11 protein-coding genes are annotated in these 12173 nt (G+C 53.2%); 3 read left to right on the top strand and 8 right to left on the bottom strand.

Annotated features, from left to right (window positions below):
* The first annotated feature begins 642 nt into the window (after window positions 1–642).
* Genes U2W12_RS09930 through U2W12_RS09920 form a run of 3 tightly spaced genes read left to right on the top strand, consistent with a single transcriptional unit; the run spans window position 643 to window position 2015 of the window.
* Window positions 643–975: a hypothetical protein gene (locus tag U2W12_RS09930; RefSeq protein WP_326500519.1), complete on the top strand. Its 333-nt coding sequence runs from the start codon at window positions 643–645 to the stop codon at window positions 973–975.
* Window positions 873–1136 (top strand): HD domain-containing phosphohydrolase, encoded by a 264-nt coding sequence (locus tag U2W12_RS09925; RefSeq protein ID WP_326500524.1) that lies wholly within the window; start codon window positions 873–875, stop codon window positions 1134–1136. The genes U2W12_RS09930 and U2W12_RS09925 overlap by 103 nt, the downstream gene beginning before the upstream one ends.
* A 12-nt stretch (window positions 1137–1148) precedes the next feature.
* On the top strand, window positions 1149–2015 hold the full coding sequence (locus U2W12_RS09920; protein ID WP_326500518.1) for an HD domain-containing protein: 867 nt from the start codon (window positions 1149–1151) through the stop codon (window positions 2013–2015).
* 512 nt (window positions 2016–2527) lie between these two features.
* Here the strand turns inward: U2W12_RS09920 and rfaD are convergent.
* The 8 genes from rfaD to rfaQ form a co-directional block, all read right to left on the bottom strand.
* On the bottom strand, window positions 2528–3490 hold the full coding sequence (gene rfaD / locus U2W12_RS09915) for an ADP-glyceromanno-heptose 6-epimerase (protein WP_326500517.1): 963 nt from the start codon (window positions 3488–3490) through the stop codon (window positions 2528–2530).
* Window positions 3487–4911 carry a bifunctional D-glycero-beta-D-manno-heptose-7-phosphate kinase/D-glycero-beta-D-manno-heptose 1-phosphate adenylyltransferase HldE gene (hldE, locus tag U2W12_RS09910; protein ID WP_326500516.1) on the bottom strand — a complete coding sequence of 475 codons (1425 nt, stop codon included), beginning with the start codon at window positions 4909–4911 and terminating at the stop codon, window positions 3487–3489. The genes rfaD and hldE overlap by 4 nt, the downstream gene beginning before the upstream one ends.
* A complete protein-coding gene (locus tag U2W12_RS09905; RefSeq protein ID WP_326500515.1) occupies window positions 4892–5467 on the bottom strand; it encodes an SIS domain-containing protein in 576 nt (191 codons plus the stop codon). The genes hldE and U2W12_RS09905 overlap by 20 nt, the downstream gene beginning before the upstream one ends.
* Before the next feature lie 35 nt (window positions 5468–5502).
* Window positions 5503–7269 carry a lipid A export permease/ATP-binding protein MsbA gene (gene msbA, locus U2W12_RS09900; RefSeq protein WP_326500514.1) on the bottom strand — a complete coding sequence of 589 codons (1767 nt, stop codon included), beginning with the start codon at window positions 7267–7269 and terminating at the stop codon, window positions 5503–5505.
* Window positions 7270–7291: 22 nt separating this feature from the next.
* Entirely contained in the window at window positions 7292–8872 is a 1581-nt protein-coding gene (locus tag U2W12_RS09895; protein ID WP_326500513.1) for a glycosyltransferase, read from the bottom strand.
* Window positions 8873–8943: 71 nt separating this feature from the next.
* Window positions 8944–9768, bottom strand: coding sequence for a glycosyltransferase (locus U2W12_RS09890; RefSeq protein ID WP_326500512.1), 825 nt, complete (start codon window positions 9766–9768; stop codon window positions 8944–8946).
* Complete coding sequence (locus U2W12_RS09885; protein WP_326500511.1) at window positions 9755–11038, bottom strand: O-antigen ligase family protein; 1284 nt, start codon at window positions 11036–11038, stop codon at window positions 9755–9757. Before U2W12_RS09885 ends, U2W12_RS09890 begins: the two co-directional genes overlap by 14 nt.
* A complete protein-coding gene (gene rfaQ, locus U2W12_RS09880) occupies window positions 11031–12128 on the bottom strand; it encodes a putative lipopolysaccharide heptosyltransferase III (protein WP_326500510.1) in 1098 nt (365 codons plus the stop codon). Before rfaQ ends, U2W12_RS09885 begins: the two co-directional genes overlap by 8 nt.
* Between the last annotated feature and the right edge of the window lie 45 nt (window positions 12129–12173).

The following is a 12173-nucleotide window of genomic DNA, read 5'->3' as shown; positions in this document are numbered from 1 at the left end:
AAAGAACTTTTATAACTTGTCAAACTCTTTTTCGACTTCCTTTCTCACTCATCCTGTTCAGGATGAACAGGGCTTCTTGCCCAAGTCTTGATGAGCCGACCATTATAACCAGTCTCATTTATTTGTCAATACTTCAATTTCGGTTTTTTTCAAAACCCGGCTGACCTCCCTTTCCCTGTCGGCGTCACCGCCGAAAGAGAGACGCATTATACGCACTCCCCCATACTTTGCAAGCGGATTATTAAATTTATGTTACGAATTGCCAAATCCCAACCGCCAATCTGGGAACGCCCGGCTTTTTTTCAACCAGTAAAGCTTATTGCCACTCTATTATGAAGTTGCTATTTCAGCAAGACGGACTAATTTCCACGCCCGGCAATAGCACTTATATCGCCGAGTTTTAGAGCATGTTTAAATAAGCCGGCAGCCAACCATGGCTTCTGGATCTCGGCAATCCTCGCCGGAGATCGCGGCTTTTCTATTAGATCCGATGCAATATCAACAAAGCGCGATTGCCCTGTGGAGATAGTCGATATAGTGCGCATCAAAACGATTGCGCCATTTTGACGACAGACTTGGGTTATCCCAAGCCAACCTATTTCACCACCAAAGTGAAGCCAAAACGCTGCTACAGGTTGAAGAGTGCTTGCTCAGCAACAAATCCTGCCATATCATCCCGCGGAAGAAACAAGAAAACCAAAAGACGAACTCGGCATCAAAATGGAAATTCCCGAAAATCCTTATAATTTTGACGCACTCTATAATCAGACCGTGCAGAAAGGCTCGCTGACCGCCGAAGACCGCTACAAGATCGAGCACATTATGAAACGCTCGATGGCCAAGGCTATCCGCGCCAGTCATTTTCCTCAGAACTGTCGATACCTGCTCGAATCATGGCAATCGCGGATACATTTGAAGCGCAGACATCAGCCGATCACTCCTGTAAACGGCCGTATAAACTGCCGGTGTCTTTAAACATTTTGCGCGGCATGAAGCAAAACCGGCACATCGACTCCGACTTGTTCGATTTATTTTTAACATCTGAAACTTACCGGAAGTTTGCCGAACAGTTTTTGAAGCACGATCAAGTCGATGCTGTAGACATCCGCCAATATTTAAATCCCGCAAACCATTGAACGGGAGGTTTTTTGAACATTGCACGCCCCCCTTTTCGAGTCGATTCCGCACAGACAGCCGAAGAAGCTGCTGAAGAAATCGTTCATTCATTCCTTTCCCTCGAAAACCAGCCCGAAAAAGTGAGCCGTGTTTTCGCAGCTCTCGCCCGCAGCCTTGATGCAACGCCTGATGATCCGCTCGTTGCGGCCGGTTATAGCTTGGCCAAGGCGGTCGATCATGACGCCCCCCGCTTCAATCTGCCTTATCATAACCAACAGCATGTTTGTGAAGTCATGTTATGTTGCCATTATCTTGCTCTGCGGTGCAGCCTGGAGAGACGCGAAACGATAGAAATCACTTTGGCCGCGCTCTTCCACGACTTTCGGCATGACGGCAAAATCCGGGGCACCCCTTCTTTTCGTCTCGAGCGTAATTCGGTCAACCTAGCAGAATCTTATTTACTTGTCGCCGGAATCACACCGGCCCAACACCGCAAACTCGCGGCACTGGTCCTGGCAACCAATCCGTTGGCCGGTCTGCCGGTCGCCCATGCCTGCTACAATCACCACCATCACGGCACGCCGCTGCCGGAAATCCCCGCCGCCGCGCCTGAATTAATCGAACTCTGCAACTACCCCGCCGCCAACCACGCCTTGATCCTATGCGTGGCAGACATATTACCGTCGCTCGGCTTAACGATCGATTATGCGCTAACATTACAAGAAAAACTGGCGCAAGAATGGGGGACGCCTTTAGGCATGGAAGACAAACTGTGCTTCATCGACATCGCCCGGCATATTTTTGCGGTTTGCGATTTTTTTACACCGAATGTCGATCGCCTCAGAGCCTATTTAATGGATCATTTTCTGGTTCAAAAACATGCAAGCGAAACCGGCTAAGTCGGGCCCGAGCCTTTGAACCACGCTGTCGACGCTTACCTGCGCCGTGCTTTTACAGTCATCCGGTCCAATACAGGTACAAGCCCTGCGCACGGCAACTTTATTCCCGGCATCGAAATTCACGCACAGACGCCCGAACAAATGCTGAACGGGAGCCATATGCTTCGGCCACCCTGGTTGAACGCCCTGGAATTGCTGATCATCACGACTGATGGGTTAGTGGTCGGCCTAGTCACCTTGGCTGCAGAGGCTCTAACCTCATTTGATGCGCGATGCAAATCCCGGCGCATTAGAAGTCTTTCGTCAACTGACCGTCAACTATTCGGGATCCACTCGCTGCTTTTCATTGGTAGTGCTTGAGCGAAAATATAACCGACGATATGATCGAGTTAACCGAGAAATAAGCCGATCGGATGCGGCCGCTATGGGCACGCGCCGCATACCTTTATTGGGCTCTAATCTACCTGAGCACGTTGTAATCGGCATGCGATTTGCGTTCCTACCTGGCGGAATCAATCTCCGCCGCGATCAGCACCATTCAGCCAATCCAGATATTTGGCGACCCCCTGTTTTACGGTCAGAAACTCCTTGCCATATCCTGCCTGCCGCAAGCCGGAAATATCGGCCTGAGTATAGCTTTGATAGGCGCCTATCAAATGGTCCGGGAACGGAATGTATTCGATCTCGCCTTCTCCGTGCCAGTCGATCACCGCCCCCGCCACCTGATTAAAGGTCTCGGCCTTGCCGGAACCGACGTTGAAAATGCCGCGTTGCTCGGGATGATCGAAAAACCAGAGATTCACATCGATCACATCGTCGACATAGACGAAATCGCGCTTCTGCTCCCCGTTCGCGATACCGTCGCAACCTTCGAACAAGCGGGCTTTTTTCTGCTCGATCACCTGCCGGTTGAAATGAAACGCGGTGCTGCTCATCGCGCCTTTGTGTTGTTCGCGCGGCCCATACACATTGAAATAACGAAAACCGGCGATCGGAATCCGGATGTCTGGCAAGATCCGCCGCACATATTGGTCGAACTGAAACTTCGAATAGGCGTACATGTTGATCGGCCGCTCGCATTCGCGCTCGACACGGAAACCGTTATGGCCACTTCCGTACACCGAGGCGGACGAGGCATACAGGAACGCGGCATTCTTGCCGATGCACCACTGCAACAGGCGTTTCGAATAATCGTAATTGTTCTCCATCACAAAGCGGCCGTCCCACTCCGTCGTCGCGGAGCAGGCGCCCTGATGGAAGACAGCTCGAACCTGATGCAGGAAACACGGCGAATCGAGCTTCTGAATGAACCGGTCTTTATCCAAATAGTCGGCGATGTCGAGATCGGCCAGATTGTGCATCTTGCGGCCGTTCAGCAAGTTATCCACCAGCAGAATATTGCGCTCGCCGCGCTCGTTCAATGCCCTGATCAGATTGCTGCCGATAAAACCGGCGCCGCCCGTCACTACGATCATGCTGTCCCCCTTGCTTTGTTGATCATCGATGTCGTCGATTGCCCATCGACAAACTGCAAAATTTTGACTTCGCCGCCCGCCTTGATCACGCAGTCGCCGCCAGCGACCTGATCGGGCGCGTAGTCTCCGCCTTTGACCAGTACGTCCGGCAACAACCGGCAATAAAGACGTTCCGGCGTTTCTTCCTCGAACGCGACGACCCAATCGACACAGGCCAGCGCCGACAAGACGGTCATTCGTTCCTTCAAGCCGTTGATCGGGCGCGACTCGCCTTTCAGCCGCTTGACCGACGCATCGGAATTTACCGCCACAATCAGGCGGTCGCCGAGCGCTTTCGCCTGCTCCAGATAAGTCACATGCCCCGCGTGCAACAGGTCGAAACATCCGTTGGTCATGATGATTTTCTCGTTGTGCGCTTTCGCGCGCGCGACGATATGCATCAATTCGTCTTCGGAGACCATACCGTACAGCGCACCGCGGTCGCCGTGCAGCGCCCGGCTCAGTTCCTCGACCGATACGGTGGAGGTGCCGAGTTTGCCGACCACGATGCCACCGGCCAAATTCGCCAGACACATCGCCTCGCGCAGCGGCAGATTCAGCGCCACGCCAAGCGCCATCACCGCAATCACCGTATCGCCCGCGCCGGTCACGTCGAACACATCCTTCGCCTGCGCAGGCAAGGAATGCGTTTCGGTTTCCTGAATCAAGGTCATGCCGGCTTCGCCGCGCGTCAGCAGCAGACTTTGCACCATGCAGCGCTGAAGCAGTTCCTGCCCCTTGCCGAGAATATCGCCTTCGCCCATGCAAGCGCCGGCGACCGCAAAGAATTCGGACAGATTCGGAGTGATCACGTCGGCAAGCCGATAACGCTGATAATCGACGCCCTTAGGATCGACCAGCACTTTCAGCCCAGCCTGCTTCGCGGTCGCAATATGGTGCGTCACATCCGCCAGCGTGCCTTTGTCGTAGTCCGAAAACACGACCGCATCATGGTTCTGCAGATGCCTCTTCAACTTGGCGGCCATTGCACCTCGATCGAAAGCGATCGGCGTATCTTCGAAATCGAGCCTGAGCAATTGCTGGTGCTGGGCCATGATACGCAATTTGCAGATGCTTCGCGCGCCTTCGGCAATCACGAAATCGCAAACGACACCCTCGGCTTCGAGTAGTCGTCGCACCGTCTCGCCTTCCGCGTCGTCGCCGACCACGCCGAGCAAGGTCACCTTGCCGCCCAATTTTGCGATGTTCAGCGCCACGTTGCCGGCGCCGCCGATGCGCTCCTCGCTGCCTTTGACCTTGACGACCGGCACCGGTGCTTCCGGCGAGATGCGCGCGGCCTGACCGGACCAGTAGCGATCCAGCATCACGTCGCCAACGACGATGATACGCGCGCGGCTGAAATCAGGCGTTGTCGCGATCACTGAACGCCTCCTCGACCAGACCGCACCACCAGTGCCCGATTAAAATGTGCGCTTCCTGAATCCGCGCGGTTACTTGTTCCGGGACCACGACCGATATCGTCGCTATACCGGCCAGCATGCCGCCGCCAGAACCGGTCAAGCCGATCACCGCCATGCCTTTGTCGATTGCCGCTTCGGCCGCGTTCAACACATTTTTGCTACACCCCGACGTCGAAATCGCGATCAGGCAGTCGTTTTCGTTGCCAAGCGCTTCGACTTGACGTGCATAGACGCTGTCGAAGTGATAGTCGTTCGAATGCGCGGTCAGAATCGAGCTATCGGTCGTCAACGCGATCGCCGCCAAAGGCCGCCGGTGCTTTTCGTAGCGGACCACAAATTCGGCCGCGATATGCTGGCTGTCGGCGGCGCTGCCGCCATTGCCGCACAGCAAGATCTTGCCGCCCTGTTTGAGCGCGTCGATCAGCAACTCTCCGGCCGATTCAATCACATCGGCGCGAGTCCTGAGCTTTTCAATCATCGCCTGATGCTGTTCGAGCTCGGCTATAAAGGTTTTCAAAATATCGTCCTCTTAATACTTTTAAGACAGATCAATCAAGTAATATCGTCTTCGGCAGGTTCTTTGAATTGCAGCTGGTGCAGCCTGGCATAAGCGCCGTTCCTTGCGAGCAACTCCTGGTGCGAGCCGCGCTCGACGATGCGGCCATGCTCCATGACCAGAATCATATCAGCATTTTCGATCGTGGATAAGCGGTGCGCGATCACCAGGGTGGTCCTATTGTGCATGACTTTTTGCAGCGCCGCCTGAATGTAGCGCTCCGATTCGGTATCGAGCGCCGAGGTCGCTTCATCGAGAATCAAAACCGGCGCATCCTTCAATAACGCGCGCGCCAATGCCAAACGCTGGCGTTGGCCGCCTGACAGTTTGACGCCGTTCTCGCCGATTTCGGCATCTAGCCCCAGATCGAGCTTTTCGATAAACTCCAGCGCATAAGCATCGCGTGCGGCGGCCTTGATTTTTTCCCGGTCGGCTCCGGCCAATGCACCATAAGCAATATTATTCGAGATCGTATCATTGAACAAAATCACCTGCTGGGTGACCAGGGCAATCTGCCGGCGCAAGTTGGCCAAGCGATAACGGTTGATTTCGACCCCGTCGAGCAAAATCTCGCCCTGGTCATGCGGATAGAAGCGCGAGATCAGATTCACAAACGTACTCTTGCCGCCGCCGGATGCGCCTACCAAGGCGACCGTTTGCCCCGGCTCGATTTTGACGTTAATGTCGCTGAGCGCCCAAGCGTTTGCCCCCGGATAACGGAACGATAGGTTTTTAAACTCCAGCGCCCCCTGGCTTTTAACCGTTTGATAGTCGCCGGTATCCGGCTCGCCTGGCTCGTCAAGGATCTCGAACAGCGACTCGGCCGCCGCGATGCCTTTTTGTATTTCACCGTTCGCATCGCTCAATTGCCGGATCGGGCGCGGCAACAAGAACGCTGCGGTCAGATAGCCGACAAATTCACCCACGCTTGCCTTTTGCATGAAGAACAGCGCCAGATACATCAGCCCTGACAAAGCAATCGAAATAATCAACTGCATCAGAGGATTATGGATAGCCATCGTGGTCGCGAGCTTCAACGACTGTCGCCGGTTATACAGACTGCTGTCGAGAAAGCGCCGTTTCTCGTAGTCCTCGCCGCCATAACTGCGCACTACCCGAAGGCCGCCGACCAGTTCGGAGGTGATATGCGTCATGTCGCCCACCGACTCCTGGATACGCTTGCTAATCCGGCGCAGGCGTTTACTGACATAGTTGACCAATACCACGATAATCGGCGTAATTGCAACGAACACCAAGGAAAGCTTCCAATTGATATAAAACAAATAGCCGATCATGCCGAGCGCGGTCAGCCCTTCGCGCACGAAGGTGCGTACCGACTCGGTTGTCGCCCGGGTCACTTCGCCGACATTATTCGTGATCCGCGCGATCATATATCCGCTGTTGTTCGAATCGAAATATGTCGTCGGCAGTTCGGTGTATTTGTTGAAAATCTGGCAGCGCAGCGCATGCACGACATTTGTCGAGACTTTCGCAAGAAAATAATTGCCGAGATAAGCGCCGAAACCGTGAATCACGATCAGTCCGCTGAACAGCAGCGGCAGATAATACATGCCTTCGCGCGCTTCGGTTTGCAGCGTGTCGATGATGTGTTTGACTAAAGCGGCAAACAGGGTTTGCGTGCCCGAGTAGAGAATAAAACCGATGAAGCTGATCAAAAACAGAACTCGGTGCGGTCTGACATAGCTCAACAGGCGCTTATAGACCTGGGCGCTGCCTTGTTGGGTGTTTTTTTCGGCTTTCATGAATAGGCGTGTCGTTGTCCGATTATAAGGACGGCGGGGACGCCGGCAAATATTGCGCAACGCCAAGCTCGGCCGCGGTAAAATCCTGCTGCGCCAGGCGCTCCATCAGACGCTGATAATTGTCGGGTTGACGGCTTTTATCGTTCACCGGATGCCATAAATGTAATACCGGCGCTGCAAAACGGCCTTCCTTGCGCTTGATGCCGGCATGAAGCAGGCGGATTACCAAATCGGAATCTTCGTGCCCCCAGCCTTCGAACAATTCGTCGTAGCCGTTCGCGCGAATGAAATCGCTTTTCCAAAACGAGGTATTGCAACCGACGGCTTTCCGCCAGTTATGCGGCTGCAAATGCCGCAAAAAACCCAGTGGCAACGCCAAAACCGGAAAAAACCGGTTGATCTTTCCGGTTAAGCGCAGACCGACAAAAAACGGCAGCTTTTTCAGGTAAACCGGTTTTTGCCCGGACAAAATTTCGTCGGTAAAGGCCTGTCCAAGCAACACCCGGTTGCCTGCCACGAACCAGCCTGACTCGGCAAGCCGCCGGTGCGCCGCGACGAAATTGGGGCGCGCCATGCAATCGCCGTCGACAAAAATCAGATAATCGCCGCGGCTTTCGGCAACCGCCTTGTTGCGGATCCGGCTCAACTGAAATCCCTGATCGGGCTGATACACATGCTTGATAGGCACCGGACTGACAGCGCGATAGGCGCCGATCAATTGCCGCGTTGCCTCGGTCGAACCGTCGTCCGCGATCAGGATTTCAAAATTCCGGTCAGTCTGTTGCAGCAGGCTTTTCAGCGACATGTCGAGCGCGTCCGGGCGGTTATAGGTCGAAACGATCACCGAAATCAGGCCTGGGCTGTCGAGTTTTTTTTGCAGCAACCACAGTTTGGCATACTTATAATAAGAGCCTTCCGCATTCGAGATCGCCAGCATCAAGCCTTCGGCGCCGTCCAGAATCGACAGCTTGAGCAAATAGGTGCGGAAGAAATTCCACAGCGCCTTCACGATCGCCTTGGCCGGCGAAGAACGAACGCCGCGTCGATGCAGCATCTCGGCATTCAACGTCGAATAACCGTCAACTTTGTGCAGCACTTCTTCGAGATTCACGAACGACTCGTGCAACAGCGGCGTTTCGATCCGGCCGATGGCGCCGTCCACATGGATTTGTTCATGCACCAATGCTTCGCTGAAATAACCTTTTTGCCGGCGAAACAACCTGAGCACGTAATCGGGCCACCAGCCGCCGTGCCGGATTTGTCTACCGCAATAACTGGAAAGCCGATTGATTTGATAAGCGTCGTACCGACCGCTCTGCACGGCTAGTTCTATTTGATTTTTCAGTTCCGGGGTGACGATTTCGTCCGCGTCGATCGACAATACCCAATCGCCTTGGGCTTTGTCGAGCGCGCGCTGCTTTTGAATGCCGAAGCCGGGCCAATCGCTTTGAAAGACTTTATCGGTATGGCGGCGGCAAATTTCGACGGTAGCGTCGGTGCTGCCGGAATCGAGCACGATGATCTCGTCGGCCCAGGCGACCGATTCCAGGCAGCGGGCAATATGCAAGGCTTCATTTTTGGTAATGATGATGACGCTGAGCATAACTTTGGTCGAATTGATGTCTTTACGCAGAAAGGCGATGAATGCTTGGGCCCGTTTGTAGAACTCTGCTCCTACTGCCAGGAAAACGCGCCATTTTTTCTAATGCCATGCATCGACATGCCGAATTGGGCCAGTTCTTGTTCGTACCATGACTTTTTTTGTCGAATTTTTTTAATTTTTTTCAACTTTCGCTCCAGCCAGCTCTGTTGCAACAATCGGTAGTTATGACGATTGCTCAAACTGTCTCTTTCGGACAAACCCCGCTCCTGTTTCATCGCCGTTTGCGTGATCGAGCCGTAATGATGCAGCCAAGACCTGCCGGTCATTCCGGTAGGAATTCCGGCCTTATCCGCTTCGTGAAAAAACATCGTATCCTCGTAGCCGAGCAATTTGGGTATCGGTTGAAAATAACCGATCTCCATCCAGACCGACTGATGCACGGCAAGACACACCGCATGGCGGTCGCCGATGCGGAGCGCATCTTTCATTTTTACCGAGGCTTGATCGGCAAACGCATCAAAATCGTAATCCAGCGGCCCTTCGATCAGCGACGGAGAAATGATTTTCAGTCCGTTTTGCTCTGCCGCCTCGATCAGATGTTCTATCCAGCCCCGCGACACCAGCACATCGTTGTTCATGACGATGGTCCACTCGGACTGAAGCGCCAAGGCGCCTTGATTCCATGCCACCCCGCAACCCAAATTGGCCTGATTGAAAATCCGTCCGCCAAGCGGCAGCGACTTCAAATAATCCCGTGTCGAGTCGCCTGAGCCGTTATCGACCACCACCAAACGACTCAGATCGAGACCGTGTTTGATCATGCTATTGACGCACTGCATGGTGTAATCGACCTGATTGTAACAGGCAAAAGTAATCGAATATTTAAGCGGATTCATTTTTTTCGGGTTTCTGGTCTACCGCAAGATGAACGAGCAATGAGCTGAGCAAGCATGCGAACATTAGCGCATGGAAGGAGGCGGTAAATTTTAAATTAAATACCTCGGTTGTCATACCGCTGACGAATGTACATATGAAATAACTGAGTCCGAGCAGCGCGATTTTGGAAGTTTGTGAAGTTGCCGAACGCAATTTGCCGAGAAAAAAAACAGCAGGTACGAAGAACAGGGAACAGCTCGCCAGCAAGCCCCATATTCCTGAACGCACCATATTGGTGGCAATTTCATTATGGAAACCTGAACGCAACGCCAATTCTTGTGTGTTAGCCAGCGCGTAACGATTCAGTTCGGGATGGTTGATCCATGCCGAAAAGCCTTGGTCGCCGAAGCCGGCCCAGGGACTTTGTTCGACGAGAAACAACGCGATGCGCAAGAAGGATAGGCGGTCCCCAACCGAGGATTGCGGATTGATCGAATTCCACCGGTAAGCCATGATTTCTCGCACCGCCAAATCCAATCGCTGTTGCAATATATCGGATAGATAATAGCCGCCTCCCAAACATAACAGCAGGCCAGCAAAAGTAACGGCGCGATAACCCACCACTTTAAAATTGAGCCATAGGAGTAAAACCAGCGGCAATGCCAACCAACCGGTACGGCTTCCCGAGACAATGGACAGGTACAAGCCGACTAAAAAGCCGAGGCCTTTGAAGCTCTTGATCCACCATGCATCGCGTTGATACAAGTCGATTGACAACAAACAACACAAACCCAACGTCAAATTCAGGCTGCCAAATGTCAGCGGATCGATGAAATAGGTCGAAATGCGGGAATAATGCGCATCGCGATACCCCCCCCAGCCTGCTTCAGGATGAAGCGTCACAACGATCAGGGTAATCAGCAATGCGGCCGGCATCGAAAACAGCAGTGGCTTCAAAACATCGAAACGATGCCGCACCAGCACGATGAAAATCGGAATCGTCAACAAAAAACGCGAGGGACTGTCATAATCGCGCCCGGCGAAATCCTGCCTGAAGAATTGTCCCAAAAAAATAGCGACGACCGGCAAAGCGAACGATATCGCCAGTCCCCAAACCCAAGGTTTCTGCTGACAAGTGATCGGGAATTGCTCGTTTCGTCCTGCACAGAGCACGATTATGGCGAGCGCAGCACTGATAAACAAAATGCCGCCGATCCACCCCCCAATCGTTAATAAAAACAAGGGCGATAATGCCAGACAAATCTTTAACGCATCGAAAACTTTAGTCATTAACAAGCAATTGTCTCACCGCTGTTTTAATACGTTCGGGTAATAACTCATCCAGACAGCGGCTGCGGCTTTGCCGATGGCGATCGCATCCTTCTAAATGGCACGGCACACAACCGCCTTCGCCCTGTATCAGATTAATATTGTTGATACACTGGCAACCTACTTTCTGAAACGGATTGCTATTCCGCCGGTATCCCTTCGGCCACGGCGCCCATTTGACCGGATTGGTCGGCCCATAGAGCGTAATCACGGCAACGCCGGTCGCGGCTGCCATATGGGTGATGCCGGTATCAGGACCAATAAACAATTCGGCGTGCCCAATAATGTAAGCTAGCTCCGCCAAAGAAACCTGCCCCGCCAGATTCACCGTTCCTGGCGGAAGTTTAGCAGCAATGTCGGCGACATACGCTACTTCTTCTTCAGCAGGTCCGCCTGACAGCACAACCGTAAAGCCTAGACTATTCAGATAGTGGCCGATTTCGACCCAACCCGCAACAGTCCAGCGTTTATAAGTCCATTGCGGATGAGGATGAAGCACGGCATAACCCGAATTCGCCGTTACAAACTCAAACCGTTCGGCCAACCTCCCGGCAGCACCGATTTGCGGCGGCACCAGTTCATAGCTGCGTGGAATCGCCAGCAAATCCGCCAGCTTCAGATGCTGCAAAACCGTATGCGTATTGACATCATCAAATTCAGTCCATCGTTGCATAAAAAAGCGTTTCCACCAGCCTGTCGCATTTTTAGCAGGCACGACGCCCACCCGGACAGGCGCGGCCAGGAGCGCATAAAGAAACGGCCGGTCACCGGTTTGAGTGGTGACGGCAAGATCGTAATGCCGGAACAAATTCAGCAATAATTTACAGTAGTCGGTCCAGTGCGGCTTATTCGGCGTGGTCACGATGCGATCGATATCGGGATTACCTTCCAGCATAGCAGCCGTATTGCCGAACACCAATACATCCACTTGCGCTTGCGGGTATGCCAAACGGATCGAACGAATCAATGCAGTCGTCAACAGCACATCGCCCAAAAAGCGCATCGCGATGACCAGGATGCGGTTTGATCTGATGATTCCACGGCTATCCATGCTTATCGGTTTATCAAAGTCAGATGATATTGGCGTTAACGCGAA

It is taken from the genome of Methylomicrobium sp. Wu6, from assembly GCF_035916875.1.
Lineage (GTDB): Bacteria > Pseudomonadota > Gammaproteobacteria > Methylococcales > Methylomonadaceae > Methylomicrobium.
This window is presented reverse-complemented; position numbering and strand designations above follow the sequence as displayed.